Genomic DNA, 17,655 nt, shown 5'->3' on the forward strand with positions numbered 1-17,655 from the left:
AAGTAGGGTGGAGCACGTCGAGGTCTTTCGGGATGGCGAGCGTGAAGAACTTCCATCATCCGGGAGACCTCGACCCCTACCCGGCCACCGACGCGCTCAACCGACTACACCCTCGTTCGTGAAGAGCCGTCAAAGAGCCTGTCGACGCACTCGTGGAGGACCTCGCTCGTGCGCTCGGGGCGGTCAGAGAAGAGGTACATGAAGGGCACGTGGTGGGCCGGCTGGTTGGACAGGCCCAGCTGCCCCATACCAATCGCGCGGGCCTCGACCATCTCGTGGATGACCTCCCCGTAGGTCCTACTCAGCTCGGGGGCCGCCTTCTCCGGCTCGGCGAAGTAGCGGTCCAGACACTCGCCCAGGCCACGCGGGCCGCCGTGGACGGCAGCGAGGTAGTCGGCGTCGTGGACCGCGGAGAAGGCCATGCCCCAGGCATTGGTCTCGGTGTAGCTCCCGCCCCACACGCGCGGGTCCAGCTCACCCGGCTCAGCCTCCCAGGTCCCGGCCTCATCCCGTCCCACAAGGAAGCCCGAGGCCTGCTGGAACAGGTTGCGCCACACCAGGGCACGGTTGCGCAGGTAGTAGGCCTCGGCGCGCAGATCGCAGGCGGCCACCGGGACGGCTCAGGTACGGGCGCGCCGCGCCGCCCAGCGGGCCAGGCCGGCGTCATTGATCGCCCCCTCCAGGCACCAGGACAGGCCCTCGGGCACCGAGGTGTCCACCCAGTCGCGGAAGCGGAACCGACCCTGGCCCGCACGCCCCACTACCTCGCTGTCCGGCGGGGTCAGGACATTGCGCAGGCCGGAGCGGTACGCCGTCCCCTCGTCCAGCTCAACCCCGTGGGCGGCAGCGTCGGCGAACATGACGTCCGAGCTCGTGCCCACCATGCAGTTGACGAAGCCCGGCGCGCTCCAGCGCCCCATCCAGCCGCCGTCGCGGTAGAGCTGGAGCAGGCCCTGGAGCATCTGCCCTGAGCTCTCCGGCAGCAGGAGGTTGAAGGCCGGCCAACAGGTGCGGTAGGTGTCCCAGTAGCCGTTGTTGACGTACATGGTCCCCTCACGCACCGCGCAACCAGTCCGGGAGCTGGTGTGCTCGCGCTCCAGCGGCAGGCAGGGGCTGGCGTGGACGATCTGCGGGGCGACGGCGCTGCCCCGGTTCTCGTGGTGCTCGTTGGGATAGCACAGGAGCCGGTACAGGCTCGCGTAGGCGGTGGCACGGCGGGCCGGCGAGGCACCGGGACCTCTAGCCGCGCGAGCTCAGCCTCCCACTGCTCACGCGCAGCCGCCCTCAGCTCCTCAAAGCTCAGGCCCTGGCTCTCCAGCTCCAGGTTGTGCCAGGCCTGCTCGCAGGAGATGAAGGAGGTGGCTAGGCGGATCTCGTGGGTGCCGGCGGGCAGGAGCACGTCGGCGGCCTGGGGCGGGCGCTGCCGTCGGCCTCGCGCGCCGGGAGCCACCCGACGGCGCCCTCAACCTGCCCGACGACGAAGACACGCACCGGCGCCGGCTGGGAGGGCAGTCCTTCGTTGCCGCCGGCCCAGCCCTCGAAGCACAGCACGGACGCGGCGTCACCACTCTGACCGGCCCCAGTGCCGCTACCGGACTCACCACCGCTACCGGACTCAGCACCGCCGACGGCGTCGGTGGCGCTGCTCGGCCGGGCGCCTGCGAGCCCCCTGCTGAGCCGAAGCTCCCCGTGGGCTGGCTGGTCCAGCGTGATCCCGCCGTCAGCAGGCAGGTGGACACGCAGCGCTGCCGTGCGGGAGGTCGGCGTCATCTCCACGCGGATACCGCCGTCCAGGGCGACGGCGTAGTAGTCAGGGTGGGCGACCTCGTCGTCGTGGGAGAAACCCAGGGCGCGCTGCTCCGGGTCCAGCACGGGCTCGCCGGCAAAGGGCATGACCTGCAACGCCCCGCGCTCGCCGATCCAGGGACTCGGCTGGTGGGACAGCGCCACGCCCTGCAGGCGGGGGCGGGGGTCACCGTGCCAGCGATAGAGCCAGCCCAGGGTCCGGGCGTCAGTGAGCGGGGTCAGGAAGCTCATGCCGTGCGGCACGCAGGTGGCCGGGAAGGTGTTGCCGCGCGAGAAGCCGACCCCCGAGTGGCTCCCACGGCGGGTGTCCACCAGGTCCACCAGGCCGGCTGCGCCGTCGTCGCCCTGGGGCAGGAGCCGACGGCGCAGCTGGAGCCAGCCCGTGCCGTGGTCCGCCTGAGAGACCAGCGCCAGGCCGCCCAGGTCGCGGCCGGCCAGGGCCGCCAGGTCCACCCGCCACAGGTTCCACTGCTCGGGCACCAACGCCGTGGCCGCCAGGTGCGCGGCGAGGTCGCGCGCCGGCACGGTGAGGTCGTGCCCCTCCTGATCGAGCAGGACGGTGCCAGGCCGGCCGCGCTCGACCAGCCCCAGGCGGGTGGAGGCACGGTCCGGGACGCCGTCGTCATCCAGCGCCATCTCGGGGTAGACGGCGAGCTCCAGGACCTCACCCGTCTGGGCGGGCTCGAGGTCAAGGCCGAGGACGCCCAGCGCCAGCCCGCCCCGGGCCGACAGCTCATAGCGCCACACCTGCCCCTCAAACAACCCGGTCCTCGGGGTGGAGCTTGGTGGCTGGGTGGGGCCGGCGTCGGGCCGGACACGGATCGCCTGCGTGGCCGGGACGTCCTGTGGGTGCATCGTCGCCTCCTGCTGACTGGGCCCGGGAATCATACGTGCCCCTCCTGTACCTCCCTACCCGCTCATGCTGCGGGCCCCCGGCACCGAGGTACCGGGGGCCCGCAGCACGCGCTGGGCGCGCAGGTCTGAGGAGCGTGCGTCAGGCCGCGGTGCCCTCCGCGGCGCCGGCGAACTGGCTCTGGTAGAGCGCCCAGTAGGCGCCCCGACGCTCCAGCAGCTCCTCGTGGCTGCCCTGCTCCACGATGTCCCCGTGCTCCATGACCAGGATCGTGTCCGCGTCACGGATCGTGGACAGGCGGTGGGCGATGACGAAGCTCGTACGCCCCTGGCGCAGCGCCGCCATCGCGTGCTGGACCAGCAGCTCGGTGCGCGTGTCCACCGAGCTGGTCGCCTCGTCCAGGATGAGGACGGCCGGGTCGGCGATGAAGGCGCGGGCGATCGTGAGCAGCTGGCGCTCACCGGCCGAGACGTTCGCGGCGTCCTCGTCCAGGACCGTGTCATACCCCTCGGGCAGGGCCCGGATGATGTGGTCCACGTAGCAGGCGCGGGCGGCGGCCTCGACCTGCTCGTCGCTGGCGCCCGGGCGCCCGTAGCGGATGTTCTCCCGGATCGTGCCGGCGAACAGCCACGGGTCCTGCAGCACCATGCCCGTGCGCGCACGCACGTCCCGGCGCCGCATGGCGGAGATGTCCACCCCGTCCAGGGTGATCCGACCGCCGTCGATCTCGTAGAAGCGCATGAGCAGGTTGACCAGGGTGGTCTTGCCCGCGCCCGTGGGGCCGACGATCGCCACCGTCTGGCCGGGCTCGACCTTGAGGGACAGGTCCGTGATGAGCTCGGAGTCGGGGTCGTAGGAGAAGCGCACGTGCTCCATCTCGATGACCCCGGCGCCGGCCACACCGGTACCAGCCGCAGCACCGGCCCCGGCGCCGGCCGCGGCCGCACCAGGTCCCACCGGCGCGAGCGCCTCGGCGCCGGCCTCGTCCGCCCGCTCCTCCTCGGCGTCGAGCAGCTCGAAGATCCGCTCGGCGCTGGCCGTCCCGGACTGCACGGCCGTGGCCATGCCACCGAGCTGAGCCAGTGGCTGGGAGAACTGCTGGGAGTACTGGATGAAGGCCTGCACGTCTCCCAGGCGCAGCGAGCCGCCCGAGACCATGAGCCCACCGACCACCGTGATGGCCACGTACCCCAGGTTTCCCACCACCTGCATGATCGGCATCATGATGCCGGACAGGAACTGCGCCCGCAGACCCGCCGCGAAGAGCTCCTCGTTCTCCGCATCAAAGTCAGCGCGCGAGCCCTCGGTCCGCCCGTAGGTACGCACCAGGGCGTGCCCGGAGAAGGACTCCTCCACGCGCGCGTTGAGCCTGCCCGTGCGCGCCCACTGCAGGGTGAAGGCCTTCTGCGAGCGCGGCCCGATGATGCCAAAGAGCACGCCCATGAGCGGCAGGATGATGAGGGCCACCAGCGTCAGCTTCCAGGACACTGACAGCATCATCGCCAGCACGCCGATCACGGTGAGCACCGAGGTCACCGCGCTGGACAGCGACTGCTGGAGGGTGTTGGTGACGTTGTCAATGTCATTGGTGACGCGGCTGAGCAGCTCACCGCGCTGCACCTTGTCAAAGTAGGACAGCGGCAGGCGGTGGATCTTGTCCTCCACCTGCGCGCGCAGACCGAACATGGCCCGCACCATGACGCGGTTGAGGACCCAGCCCTCCAGCCAGCCCGCCAGCGCGGACAGCACGTAGAGGGCCAGGACCGCAAGCAGCACACGGGACAGAGCCTCGAAGTCGATCCCGGCTCCGGGCACGAGGTTCATCGCCTCGACCATCTGGGCCATCTTGTCCTGGCCCGCAGCCACCATGCCGTCCACAACCTGCTGCTTGGTCAGGTTCTCCGGCAGGCGCGAGCTGATCGCGCCCTCGAAGACGAGGTTCGTGGCCCGGCCCAGCACCTTGGGCGCCGCCACGGCCATGACCACCGAGGACACTGAGGCCACCGCGGCGATTGCCAGGTGCCCCTTGTAGGGCAGCAGCAGGCCGATCATGCGCTTGAAGGAGGGCCAGAAGGCGGTGGCCTTGCCCGGGGGCGGGCCAGCGCTCCAGTCGTCGGAGGAGGCTCCGGCCAGGGCCGCAGCCGCCAGGGCCTGGTCCTCCTCGGTGACCTCCAGGGCGGAGGCGGGCTTCGCCGTCGTCGCCTCGGGGGCCGACGACGCAGCCTCGCCTGAGGCTGCCAGCTCGCCGTCCGCCGTCCTCACCTGCGGCTCCTGGGGAACGTCCGCCGCGGACTGAGGGTTCTTCGTACTCATGCTGCGGCCTCGCTTCCAAGCTGGGAGGTAACGATCTCGCAGTAGGTCTCGCTGGAGGCGACGAGCTCGTCGTGGCGGCCGGCGCCCACCAGACGGCCCTCGTCCAGGACGAGGATGAGATCGGCGTCGATCACGGTGGACACGCGCTGGGCGACCACGAGCTTGGTCACCTGCGCGGTGGCCGGGGCGAGCGCCGCGCGCAGGCGGGCGTCGGTGGCCACGTCCAGAGCGGAGAAGGAGTCGTCCAGCAGCAGGAGCGCCGGACGGCGCACGATCGCGCGAGCGATGGACAGGCGCTGGCGCTGTCCGCCCGAGACGTTGGTGCCGCCCTGGGCGATCGGGGCCTGGAGGTGACCGTCCATCTGCCTGACGAAGTCCGCCGCCTGAGCGATCTCCAGAGCCTGCCACAGCTCCTCGTCAGTGGCGTGCTCGCGGCCCAGCCGCAGGTTGGAGGCCACTGTGCCGGCGAAGAGGAAGGGCTTTTGGGGGACCAGGCCGATCTGGGACCACAGGGCCTCGGGCTCGGCCTTCATGACGTCCACGCCGCCCACGAGCACCTGGCCGCGGGTGGGTTCAATGAGACGGGCCACGAGGTTGAGCAGCGTGGTCTTGCCCGAGCCTGTCGAGCCGACCACGGCCACGGTCTGGCCGGGCTCGGCGCTAAAGGTGATGTCCTCCAGCACGGCAGCGTCAGCGCCCGGGAAGGTAAAGGAGACCTCGCGCATCTCCAGGGCGCCGGGGGCCGGGAAGGCGGCGGTGGCGTCGTCGGCAACCTCGATCGAGGGGTCGGTGGCCAGCACCTCGCTGATGCGCTCGGCACACACCGTGGCGCGCGGGATCATGATGGTCATGAAGGAGGCCATGACGATGCCCATGAGGATCTGCATGAGGTAGGTCATGAAGGCCACCAGGGTGCCGACCTCCACCCGGCCGTCGCCGACCTGGTGACCGCCGAACCAGATGACGCCCACCATCGTCGCGTCAAGCACGAGCATGGTGATGGGGAAGAGGAAGACGAAGAGCTGACCGACCTTCTCCCCCACGCGGGTGATGTCCGCGTTGGCGTCACGGAAGCGCTCGGTCTCGGCGTCCTCGCGCACGAAAGCGCGGATGACGCGGATGCCGGTCAGCTGCTCGCGCATGGTGCGGTTGATGGCGTCGAGCTTGTCCTGGTAGACGCGGAAGAGCGGGACCATCTTGGCCACGGTCACGCCCACGATGACCAGCAGCACGGGCACGGCCACGGCGATGAGCCAGGACAGGCTGGGCGCGTGGGAGACCGCCATGACCACGCCGCCCACGGCGTACATCGGGGCGGTCACCAGCATGGTGCAGCCCATGAGGACCAGGGTCTGGACCTGCTGGACGTCGTTGGTGGTGCGGGTGATGAGGGAGCCGGCACCGAAGTGGGAAACCTCCTGCTCGGAGAAGTCACCGACCCGGCGGAAGAGCTGGCTGCGCAGGTCGCGGCCCATGGACATCGCGGCCTTGGCGGCGCACCAGGTGCCGCCGATCGCGCAGGTGCCCTGGATGACGGAGACCAGGAGCATGAAGGCGCCGGTGCGCCAGATGTAGGCGGTGTCGCCCTGGGCGACGCCGGTGTCGATGATGTCGGCGTTGAGGTTGGGCAGGTACAGCGAGGCCATCACCTGGGCGGCCTCCAGGAAGAGGACGCCGAGCAGGAGGGCTCGATACGGGCGCAGATATCTGCGCAACAGTGACAGGAGCATGGGTCCTTCCGTGGATCCAGAACTGACAAACAGAGACAAGACAGACAACGGAAACAACTGAGGCAGCTCAGACGGCTGAGCCCACTCAGACCGCTGAGCCAGCATGGCGCCGCGGTAGTGTGGTGCCGAGGCAGCGTTGAGGCGAGGCAACACCGTGCCGAGGCGGTGACGAGGGAGGAGATCCCAGGACAGGCACGCCGGCAAGCCGGCCACGTGGCGCGCCCCTGGGAGACAACCGGTGTGCGTCACCCACAGCCGTCCCTGGTAAACGGCCAGGTTACCGTGATGACACGTCGTCATGGAATGCACGAGCCGTGCGACATCGGCCACGACGTCACGTGAGGGTGAGGGTGATGCCCACAGGGGCAACAGCGCCTTTCAGCCAGCACACGCCCGGGGCCACGCCCGTCAACCAAGCCGACCGAGCCGACCGAGCCGACCGAGCCGACCGAGCCGACCGAGCCGACCGAGCCGACCGAGCCAGCCTCCGCCGATCACGCATGTTCCATCCGCCCACCTGCGCCACCGCCGACCACCGTTATCCGGCGCGGCCCCGCCCACCCAGGCCACGACCGACCACCTATCTGCCGACCGACCACTTGTTGCTCGCCCGACCACCGTTATCCGGCGCGGCCCCGCCCACCCAGGCCACGACCGACCACTTATGTGCGAGACGACCATTTGTTGCTCACCCGACCACGGCATTCGCGTGAATCTGGTGGTCGGAGGCCAAACACACGGTCGGTCGAGGATCTAGTGGTCGGTGAGCGTTTTCGTGGTCGGCCACGGGCCTCAATTCCGGGTCTTCCCCCGCCTGCACCGACCACCTGCGCCACCGCCAACCGCTCATGCCCCACCGACCACCGTTATTCGGCCAAGTCACGTCCATACCGTTCTCCACCGACCACTTATGTGCGAGACGACCATTTGTTGCTCACCCGACCACGGCATTCGCGTGAATCTGGTGGTCGAAGGAGCAACACGCGGTCGGTCAGCGTTTTGGTGGTCGGTGAGCGTTCTCGTGGTCGGCCACGGGCCTCAATTCCGGGTCTTCCCCCGCCTGCACCGACCACCTGCGCCACCGCCAACCGCTCATGCCCCACCGACCACCGGCGCCACCGCCGACCGCCCGTGGTGCGACCACTCATGCCCCAGCGACGATCTGCGCCAACCACTTGATGGCGCCGCCCGCTATCGTCGTGCGCGATGCCTGCCCCTTCTGCCAACGCCGCCGACCGCCCGTTCCCCGGCCGGGCCTCCTCCGCACACAGACCCCACCCCACTGCCCGCCTGGTCCTGGCGGCAGTGCTCGCCGGCCTGGCCGCGGGTTTCATCGGCATCGCGATGGCGTATCTCCTCGAAGCCTTCGAGTGGCTCTTCTACGGCGTCGCCCACGGCACGCTGCCCGAGCGCGTGGCCGCCGCACCTGCCTGGCGACGCGTCGCCGCCCCCGCCGCCGCAGGCCTGGTGGCCGGAGCCCTGTGGTGGTGGCAGCGAGCAACCGGCGCAGTGGTCAGCGTCGAGGCAGTCGTCGCCGAGGCCGGCGCCCCGCGCCCCGTGGGCCCACCCGCACCCGTCACACCGGCCACGCCCGCGACGCCAGCTGCCTCCACGCACGCCGCCGAGCCCGCGCAGGGGCCCACCTCCACGCCGACCTCGCCCACACCGACCACCCCTGCATCGGCTACGCCCCCGCCAACTTCACCCCCGCAAACCAACCCTGCTCAACCGGCCTCCCAGCGCATCGGCCTCCTGCGCCCCTTCGGCGACGCCGTCGTCCAGGTCCTCACCGTGGGCGGAGGCAACTCCGTGGGCCGTGAGGGCGCTCCGAGACTGGCCGCGGGCGCCGTCGCCGTCCGACTAGCGCGCTGGCTCGGGCTGGAGCCTCAGTGGATGGCGCTGCTTGCTGCCTCGGCCGCCGGCGCTGGGCTGGCCGCGATGTACAACGCGCCGCTCGGCGGGGCCGCCTACGCCGTCGAGATCATGATGCTGGCCGGCACCCGCCGCCGCGGGCTGGCACTGGCCGCGCCAGTCAGCGTCCTAGCCACCTGCGTGTCCTGGCTGCACTCCCACGCCGAGGCCTCGATCGCGATGCCGGCCTCGACTCTGACCTGGCCGACCCTGGCTGCGAGCCTGCTCGTGGTCGTCGCTGCCGGTCTGGCTGGGGTGGCCGCGCGGGCGCTGTGGGCGTGGGCGCGACGTCACCGGCTGCCCGACGGCTGGAGCCTGCCGCTGGCGATCGCCGGGGCCGGGACGCTGACGGGCCTGGCCTCGCTGTGGCTCACGGTCCTGCCGGGTAACGGCAAGGACGCGTTTCAGGCAGCCGTCTCCTCACCCGTGACAACGACGGCGGTGCTCTCCCTGGTCGGGGTGGTCATCCTCAAGCCGGTGCTCACCGCCGCCACGCTCGGGGCAGGCGCGACTGGCGGGCTGCTCGCTCCCTCCTTCAGCCTGGGGGCGAGCGTCGGAGCGGCGGTGGCCCTGGGTCTGATGTTTGCGGGAGTGACCGTGAGCGTGCCGGCGATGGCGCTGGTGGGAGCGGGGGTCACGCTCGCGGTGACGCAGCGTGCTCCGTGGTTTGCTGCCGTGTTCGTCTGGGAGCTGGCGCAGGGGCCGGTGTGGACGCTGGGCGTGCTCGTCGTCGGCTGCCTTGCGGCAGGTGAGGCCGAACGAGCCTGGGCACGACGTCAGACAGCTCGGCGTTGACGCAGGGCTCGGAGCCCGGAGCCCAGCCAACCACTCGGGCGCCAGCTCGGGTGCCGACCAGCCCCCCCTCAGGCGCTGGCCATGAATCTCTCGGCGACCACCTCAAGCACCGTACACGAGTCCCTCGGCCGACCGCCAAAACGCTGACCGACCGCCTGTTGCTGCTCCGACCACCAGGTTCACGCGAATGCCGCGGTCGGGCGAGCAACAAGTGGTCGGTGGGCACATAGGTGGTCAGTCGTGGCCGGGGTGGCCGGGGCTTGGCCGAACACTGGTGGTCGGTCGGCACATAGGCGGTCGGTGGCGGCATGAGTGGGCGTACCACGGGCGGTCGGCGGTGGCACCGGTGGTCGGTCGCAACACGCGTGGTCCGTCGCGGCGCAGGTGGTCAGCACAGGCGGTGGAAGACCGCAATCGGGTCCCGCGGCCGACCACAAAAACGCTCAACCGACCACTCAAGCCTCCACCGACCGTGTGTTTGGCTTCCGACCACCAGATTCACGCGAATGCCGCGGTCGGGCGAGCAACAAGTGGTCGGTCGGCATACAGGTGGTCGGTGGGGGCATGAGTGGTCGGTGGAGGCTCAGGCGGGCGGTCGGAGAGCAGGTTCCGCTGTCACCCGGCCTTGCCGCCCCCCCCAAACGCGAGTGTGCAGGTGCGCGGACGGTAGTGCACCCGCAGGATGCACACTCACCCACACACCTGCACACTCACAGAAGAAGAGGCGGCCTCAGACAGCTCAGCCGCGGCGGCGCAGGATCACCGAGTCCCAGCCCTCCAGGCGCTGCGGCGCACCATGCCCCGAGGCCGCCGCCTGCTCGGCCGGCAGCGACGCCAGGAGAACGCGCTCGGCGTCCTTCCACCCCTCCAGGTCCACGCCCTCACCAGCCAGGCGCTCACGCAACGCCGATCCAGCCCCGAGCTCCAGGCCCTCACGCGCGACGGAGGCCAGAAGCAGCAGCTGCTCACGGGCACCGTCGTCAGCGACGTACTCACGCAGGATGACCCAGCTGTCCGCACTGTCTGCGTCCAGTAGCCGGAAGGTGCCCAGCGCCAGAGTGCGGCAGCGGTGGCGCTCGCCCACCAGGGCGCGGTAGTGCTCGAAAATGCTGCCACTGGCACCTACCTGAGCGGCAGCGTTGATCTCAACGTAGTTCGGGGTGACGTCGATCCACGGCGTGCCGGTGGTGAAGCCGGCGCACTCACCGTCGTCCCACTGGACCGGGGTACGGGCGTTGTCACGCGAGACCGGAGCCAGGCCGGCCAGGACCTTGGCAGCGTCGTCGCCCAGACCGAGGCGCTCGTGGAAGTAATTGATCGACTCCAGGTCCCGGTAGTCCTCGATGCCGCGGAAGACCGTGTTGGTCTGCCCCAGCTCCTCGCCCTGGTAGATGTAGGGCGTGCCGCGGTGCATGTGCAGGATGGAGGCCAGCGTCTTGGCGCTGTTGACGCGGAAGGCCGGGTCGTCGTCACCGAAGCGAGAGACGGCGCGAGGCTGGTCATGGTTGTCCCAGAAGGAAGAGTTCCAGCCGCGCTCGGCGGTGATGACGCCAGCCTCGTCGGTCACAGGAGCCAGGCCCTCCTGCCACCGAGCCAGGTTAGCCTTGAGCGCCGCGACAGGCAGCGGCTGAGGGTCGAACTTGCCACCGGGGCCGGCGTCCAGGCTCACGTGCTCGAACTGGAAGACCATGTCCAGCTCGGGGCTATCGAGATTCGTGTAGCGCTGCGCCTCCTCCAGGGTCACGCCCGCGGTCTCGCCGACGGTGATGATGTGGCGGTGGCGCGGTGCGAAGACCGTCTGATTCATCTCATGAAGGAACTCGTGCACGCGCGGGCCGTTGGCGGTGGCGATGAAGCCGTCACCGTAGGGGGAGCCGGCCGCCTGCGGAGAGTCGGTGAGCGGGTAGGTCTTGGAGATCAGGGAGATGACGTCCATGCGGAAGCCATCCACCCCGCGGTCCAGCCACCAGCTCATCATGTCGTAGACGGCATGACGGACCGCGTCGTTCTCCCAGTTGAGGTCCGGCTGCTTGATGGAGAAGAGGTGGAGGTAGAACTCTTCCGTCTTCTCGTCCCACTGCCAGGCCGGGCCAGAGAAGGCCGACCCCCAGTTGGTAGGCTCGGTGCCAGGCTCGCCCGGCGCCTTGCCCTCAACCTCACGTGCCGGGCGCCAGATGTACCAGTCGCGCTTGGGGCTGTCCTTGGCGCTGCGGGAGGCCTCGAACCACGGGTGCTCGTCACTGGTGTGGTTGACCACGAGGTCCATCACCAGGCGCATGCCTCGCTCGTGGAGCCCGGCGACCAGGGCGTCGAAGTCCTCCAGGGTCCCGAACATCGGATCGATGTCCTGGTAGTCGGAGATGTCGTAGCCGTTGTCATCCTGCGGAGAACGGTAGATGGGGCTGAGCCACACCACGTCCACGCCCAGGGAGTCCAGGTAGTCCAGGCGCGAGATGATGCCCGGGATGTCCCCCAGGCCGTCGCCGTTGGAGTCCTGGAAGGAACGAGGGTAGATCTGGTAGACGACCGCCCGGCGCCACCAGTCGGCATCCTCGCCGACGTGCCGGGAGGTGACGATCAGGTGAGGAAAGGACATGCGTTCTCCTAGTTGAGGAAGGTAGGGATCGTTGCTACTTCTGCGAGCCGCGCATGACGCCGGAGACGACCCAGCGCTGAGCGAAGACATAAACGAGGAACATCGGCGCGATTGCCATGAGGTAGGAAGCGAAGGACACGGGGTAGTTCGTGTTGAACTGCCCCTGGAAGACATACTGGGCTAGGGGCAGTGTTGCCTTAGATTGGTCGGTGAGGATGACCAAGGGAAGCAGAAAGTCATTCCACGCCCACAGGCAGGTGAGGATCCCGACCGTCGCGTTCATCGGCGACAGCAGTGGGAAGATGACCGACCAGAAAATCTTCCAACGTGAGGCCCCGTCAATTGCTGCCGCCTCCTCCAGCTCCTCCGGGATCGACTTGATGAAGGAGGTGTACATGAGGATGTTGAAGGCTAGACCGTAGACCACGTAGAGCAGGATGAGTCCCGCCTCGTTGTCGAGTTGCAGCAATGCGGTCTCCTTGACCACCGGCAGCATGATAATCGGGAAGGGTACAAACAGTGCCGCTACGAAGTAGTAGTAGAGGCACTTGACCCACCGGCGGTGCATATTGCGTCCCAGCGCGTAGGCCACCATGGAATTGGTCAGGATGGTGAAGACGGTGGCACCTACGGTGATAATCGCAGAGGTCAGCAGCCTGCGCGGGTAGGAGGTCATCTCCCAGGCCGTGGAGAAGTTGTCCAGGCTCCACGACCTCGGCAGCCCCCAGCCGCTGGCGGCCAGTTCCTCGGGGGTCTTAAAGGCCGTGACCACGGTGAAGTACAGAGGGACGAGGATAGTCAGGCTCAGCACGATCGCCGCGGCGGTGGTCCACCAGTTAGTCCCACCGAAGGTCTGGCGGCGACGACGCGGCCGCTCGCCCGCGTCCGCATGGGAATCAGGCACGACAACAGAAGTGGCAGTAGTAGTCATCGTCGATCAGACCCTTTCCTGGCTCTGGGTGAACCGGAGCTGAGCGAAGGACAACAGCACCACGATCAGGAAATAGATGATGCCGTTAGCCGTCTGGTAGGCGTACTCCCCGCCCTGGAAACCGTTCTTGAAGATGAGGTAGGAGATGGACTGGGTGGCGGTTCCAGGTCCTCCGGACGTCAGCGCCACAATCTGGTCGAATACCCCAAGGAACCCCTTAAAGGACAGGACCATGTTGATACCGAGGTACGGGATGATCAGCGGCAAGGTCATGGACCACAGGCGCCGCGCCGGACCAGCGCCATCAAGCGCCGAAGCCTCGTAGATCTCCTCCGGAACCGTCTGGAGCCCGGCGAGGTAGATGATCGTGTTGTAGGCAACTGCCTGCCACACGCCCACCACCACGATAGCCAGCCACGCCAGATCCTCATTGGCCAGCAGGGAGGTCGACAGCCACTGCCAGCCTAGAGCCTGACCAATCTGAGGAAGGTTGTTGGTGAACAGGTAGCTGAAGATGTAGGAGACCACCAGCACCGGCAGGACGTAGGGGACAAAGAAGATGCCCCGGAAGAAGCTCCGGGCCTTTAGCCTGGAATTCAGGATGAGCGCCAGGCCTAGAGCGATGACATTGGTCAGCAGGGAGGCAACGATCGCATACTTAAAGGTAAAGAAGTATGAGCCCCAGATAATGTCATCAGCGAAGAGGTTCTTATAGTTCGTCAACCCCACGAAGTGCCAGTCGCCATAGCCCTGGTAGTTGGTGAAGGTGTAAAAGAAACCGGTCAGTAGCGGGATCGTGAGCAGCACCGTGAAGACGACGGCTGCAGGCAGGATCATCCACACGAAGGCGCGATCGATCGGCTTAGGCCGATTGGCTGGCCGGCGGGCGGGGACGGTACTGGCGTCCTGGGACCTGGCCAGGACAGTGGTGCGGGGTGTCATGAGCGGTCTCCTCACGCCGTCTCGTTGATGCGTTTGACGACCTTGTCCCACTGCATGTCCAGGGTCGCGATGAGCTGGTCCAGGTTCCCGTTGAAGAGGTACTGCTGGAGGTAAGCATTGAGTGTGATGGCCGGCGGGAAGTTGTGGTCGGAATAGGTTGCCAGCCGCTCGTTATCGAAGTAGGGCTGTAGTCCTTCGAGCGCCGGATCGTCGGCCTTGAGCGTGGTCAGGGTCGGGTAGGCGGTCTGCTCGGAGCAATAGGCGCTCATGTTCTCCTGGCTCATGAGGTAGTCAAAGAAGCGCATGCACTCGTCCGGGTGGGCTGGATCCTTCCCCATGGTGAGAGCCACGTCGACACCAGACACAACCTTCGTGTCAGCCGCATCGTCTGCCGGGGTAGCGAAGGTACCGAGATTGATATCAGGGTTGTAGGAACGGATGGCCGGGATGGCGTACGTGCCGTGCCAGTACATTGCCCCCTTGCCCTGGGCGAACCCCTGGTTGCCGTCGTTGTAACCCAGCGCCGCCTTGTCCTCGTTGCCGTACTGGTAGACCTGCCACATCTTCTCGAAAACGGGAGTGAGCTCGCGGAAGGAGGTCGTGCCGTCGATCATCCAGCGACGCTGGTACCAGGCCGACACACCATCGGTGAGGAAGGATCCGGACAGCGAGGAGAAAGCAGGAGCCCCAGTCCAGTTGTCCTTGGTCGCCCAGTAGAAAGGATTGATCCCCTGGGCCTTGAGCTCCTCACACACCTCGATCAGCTCAGTCCAGGTCCGTGGAGGCTCGACCCCCGCCCCCTCGAAGATGTCCTTGTTGTAGATAATGCCCGAGCCGTTGTCCGCGAAGGCGACACCGTTGGTCTGCCCATCTCCACCCGTTCCCAGGGTGTTGAGGATGGAGGCCATCGAGGGATTGAGACCGTCGAGAAGGGACGAGGAGGAGAAGTCATAGAAGACGCCCGTCCGAGCTAGAGCACCGTAGCTGTAGTCCCCGTTGATGGTCATCAGATCCGGCACATCACCCTTAACTAGACGCGCACGCAGCGAAGTGATGTTGTCTGCCTGAAAGTTCTGAGTGACAACGATCCCAGGATTCGCCTCATTGAACTCCTGGCAAATCTGAGAGAAAAGGTTGATGGCTTCGCTCTTGAACTGGAAGAGCTCGAGATGGACCGCCCCATCATCACTCGACGAGCATCCGGACAGCGATCCGCCGATCGCAGCAGCCACCCCCGCAGTAGCGAGAAAGGAACGCCTGGACAGGTACGTCATGGCGAGAGCCTCCATGCATCGTTGCTGAGCTTGTGCGCGGACAAGGACACCCGGTGAGATGTCGCCGCCTCTGATTATTTTGCCCCAAAAGAAACATGACCGCAAGACCCCCTGCATTCAGGCATGATGAGGCCATGACCCCACTCACCTCGCCTCAGCAATCCCCCTGGAGCAGCCTGAGTGACACCCAACGAGCCATCACGCTGGCGCTGCTCAGCCACGGGTGCCTGTCCCGCCCTGAACTGATGTCTATCGTTGGCATCTCATCAGGATCAGTCACACGCCTGACCGCTCCTATGGTTGAGGCTGGGCTACTGTCCACCTCCACCGAGCAGGTCGCCGGCACCGGCCGCCCTCAGTCACCCCTGGAGGTCCGCGCCGAGGCGGAATCCCTGGTCGGGGTCACGATCACGGGCGAAGACCTCACTGCCGTCCTCACTGACTTGCGTTTACAGGTCCTGGCTACGACCCGCCGCAGCCTGCCCTCACACAGTCCGAAGATCGTCGTGGCGCATCTGAGCGACGCGGTCAACGAGCTGAGCAGCCAGCATACGGGCGCTCAGCCAACAGCCCTGGCCGTCACTCTCGGTGGCACGAGCCGTGACGGCCGCATCGTCGACCAGGCGGTCTTCCTCGGGTGGCACGGCGTCCACCTTGCCGACATGATCGAGGCTGAGACCGGCCTGCCTACGACCGTGGGCAATGACGTCGCAGCCATGACCCAGCAGGAGGCATGGTTCGGCGCAGGACGCGAGGCCGATCGGTTCACGCTCGTCACAGTCGGCGGCGGCGTGGGACATGGGCTCGCTATCTCCCACGACGCGATCTCCACTGCCGACGCCGACCTCGGCCTCACCGGCCTCATGCCTATCCCGGACGACTCACACCCCCCACTCACCCACCCGGCGATGGACTGTCTGACCGACGGCGCACTCGAAGCAGAGTGGCTCAAGCTCGGACTGCCACCCACAGACGCCGCCTCCATCGTGAGTCTTGCACGTCACGGCGACCCGCATGCAGTCACCCTTTGCGCCGCCTTCGCACGCAGAATCGGACGCCTGATCGCCATGAGCGCCGCGTTCACCCTGCCGCAGGTCATCGTGGTCGCCGGAGAGAGAGCCTCGATCGCCTCGCTGTTCGAAGAGCAGGTCATGACCGGGATCGCACAACTACGTCACGCCGCGGCCGCCCCGATCCCCGTGATCGTGCGCGAGCACAACCGCTCTGATTGGGCACGAGGAGCCGCGGCACTGGCCGTGCGCGCGCGAGTGCAAGGAGAGCTCTGAAGCGAGATCGCGCTCACCCACCCTGCCTACGCAGCCTCACAAGGACTTCAATAGCGCCCACACCGACATGGCTGATTGCAGGGCACACCGTCTTCCCACGATCTAGTCCACACGCGCAGGCCCGAGCGTGCCTCCTTCGCGCCAGCTGACCGGCAGGACAATGTCCTCGACCCCACCCTCGCCACGCAGCTGGCTCACCAACTGCGCCACCGCCCGCCTTGCTTTCTCCTCCACCGGCTGAGCGATCGTCGTCAGAGGAGGATCGAGGTAGGTTGCCGCTTCGATCCCATCGAAGCCGACCACCGACACCTCCTGAGGGACCCGCACCCCTCCCTTGCGCAGACCGGCTATCACTCCGATCGCCAGAATGTCTCCTGAGGCGAAAACCGCCGTTGGCACCTGTCGCCCTCCAGACTCACGCAATTGGTTGGCCAGCCTGACCCCAACGGCGACACCATCCTCGAAGGTCACATCCGCCATCCCAAAACGGACCGTACCAGCCGCGCCATCGCCTTGACCGAAACCGGCTCGGAATCCCTCCAACCTCTCTCTCACCACGGCGGAGTCACTGGGACTGGGACCGACGAAGAGCGCACAGCGGTGCCCCGCTCGCGCCATCTGCTCCCCCGCCAGCCTCGCCCCCTGACGGTCGTCGATATTGACGGAGCTGCCGGCCAGGCCGTCACCGTAGACATCAATGAACACACTGGGTACACCAGCTCTCTCCATGAAGTCCACCGGCCGAATGCGAGTGGTCGCCATGACGATCGCACCGTCAACACGCCACGCCCGCAGTTGCGACACCATCTCCTGCGCATCGGAGGTCCCGCACAGCATCAAGACGTATCCCCCCGCACGAGCAGCCTTCTCGCAAGCCCCAACAAAGAGCGACTCATATGGGGCAGCCAGCGCCGCATGCTGAGGCACCGCTTGATAGACCAGTGCCAACACGCGCGACTCAGCCCTAGCCAGGGACCGAGCCTGAGCATTGGGGATGTAGCCAAGTTCCTCAATCGCCGCCCGCACTCGCGCCACCGTCGCCTCGGAGACCTTCCCGTCCCTGCCGTTGATGACATTCGAGACCGTCATCGTGCTCACACCGGCTCGCTGCGCCACCTCCCTGGCCGTAACCATGTGCTGCCCTCCCCTCTCCTACTGCCCTTGACAGCTGCGTACAACAAGGATAATCTCATTCCTGGTTTACCGGTATACCTCACA

General features: G+C 67.4%; 10 protein-coding genes and 1 pseudogene. 2 read left to right on the top strand and 9 right to left on the bottom strand.

Translation table 11 applies throughout. The features are described 5' to 3' along the window. Positions 1 to 104 precede the first annotated feature (104 nt). From CYJ26_RS10945 to CYJ26_RS02795, 4 genes and pseudogenes are all read right to left on the bottom strand, one after another. Positions 105 to 1,214: pseudogene (locus CYJ26_RS10945) on the bottom strand (glycoside hydrolase domain-containing protein); the annotation flags it as partial. A 148-nt stretch (positions 1,215 to 1,362) separates the two neighbouring features. After that, positions 1,363 to 2,661, bottom strand: a complete 1,299-nt coding sequence (locus CYJ26_RS02785; RefSeq protein WP_101637909.1) for a hypothetical protein — start codon at positions 2,659 to 2,661, stop codon at positions 1,363 to 1,365. 139 nt (positions 2,662 to 2,800) lie between these two features. Further along, positions 2,801 to 4,972 carry an ABC transporter ATP-binding protein gene (locus CYJ26_RS02790; protein WP_101637910.1) on the bottom strand — a complete coding sequence of 724 codons (2,172 nt, stop codon included), beginning with the start codon at positions 4,970 to 4,972 and terminating at the stop codon, positions 2,801 to 2,803. Next, positions 4,969 to 6,702, bottom strand: a complete 1,734-nt coding sequence (locus CYJ26_RS02795; RefSeq protein ID WP_006549193.1) for an ABC transporter ATP-binding protein — start codon at positions 6,700 to 6,702, stop codon at positions 4,969 to 4,971. Before CYJ26_RS02795 ends, CYJ26_RS02790 begins: the two co-directional genes overlap by 4 nt. Before the next feature lie 1,344 nt (positions 6,703 to 8,046). On the opposite strand from CYJ26_RS02795, the gene CYJ26_RS02805 reads away from it, so the two are divergent. Further along, complete coding sequence (locus CYJ26_RS02805; RefSeq protein ID WP_391484532.1) at positions 8,047 to 9,408, top strand: chloride channel protein; 1,362 nt, start codon at positions 8,047 to 8,049, stop codon at positions 9,406 to 9,408. A 739-nt stretch (positions 9,409 to 10,147) separates the two neighbouring features. On the opposite strand, the gene CYJ26_RS02810 is transcribed toward CYJ26_RS02805, so the two are convergent. From CYJ26_RS02810 to CYJ26_RS02825, 4 genes are read right to left on the bottom strand one after another with little or no spacing between them, the layout of a single operon-like run. Further along, a complete protein-coding gene (locus CYJ26_RS02810; RefSeq protein ID WP_034236532.1) occupies positions 10,148 to 12,004 on the bottom strand; it encodes an alpha-glucosidase in 1,857 nt (618 codons plus the stop codon). Positions 12,005 to 12,038: 34 nt separating this feature from the next. Next, the gene (locus CYJ26_RS02815; protein ID WP_101637911.1) at positions 12,039 to 12,908 is read right to left on the bottom strand and encodes a carbohydrate ABC transporter permease; all 870 of its coding nucleotides are present in this window, start codon (positions 12,906 to 12,908) and stop codon (positions 12,039 to 12,041) included. A gap of 33 nt (positions 12,909 to 12,941) precedes the next feature. Then, positions 12,942 to 13,877 carry a carbohydrate ABC transporter permease gene (locus CYJ26_RS02820; protein WP_024036931.1) on the bottom strand — a complete coding sequence of 312 codons (936 nt, stop codon included), beginning with the start codon at positions 13,875 to 13,877 and terminating at the stop codon, positions 12,942 to 12,944. A gap of 11 nt (positions 13,878 to 13,888) precedes the next feature. Next, entirely contained in the window at positions 13,889 to 15,151 is a 1,263-nt protein-coding gene (locus tag CYJ26_RS02825) for an ABC transporter substrate-binding protein (protein WP_244901996.1), read from the bottom strand. 134 nt (positions 15,152 to 15,285) lie between these two features. On the opposite strand from CYJ26_RS02825, the gene CYJ26_RS02830 reads away from it, so the two are divergent. Next, entirely contained in the window at positions 15,286 to 16,437 is a 1,152-nt protein-coding gene (locus tag CYJ26_RS02830; RefSeq protein ID WP_101637913.1) for an ROK family protein, read from the top strand. 102 nt (positions 16,438 to 16,539) lie between these two features. Here CYJ26_RS02830 and CYJ26_RS02835 read toward each other — a convergent pair whose 3' ends face one another. Continuing rightward, positions 16,540 to 17,571, bottom strand: coding sequence for a LacI family DNA-binding transcriptional regulator (locus CYJ26_RS02835; RefSeq protein WP_101637914.1), 1,032 nt, complete (start codon positions 17,569 to 17,571; stop codon positions 16,540 to 16,542). Between the last annotated feature and the right edge of the window lie 84 nt (positions 17,572 to 17,655).

This window comes from Actinomyces urogenitalis, assembly GCF_002861525.1.
GTDB classification, from domain to species: domain Bacteria; phylum Actinomycetota; class Actinomycetes; order Actinomycetales; family Actinomycetaceae; genus Actinomyces; species Actinomyces urogenitalis.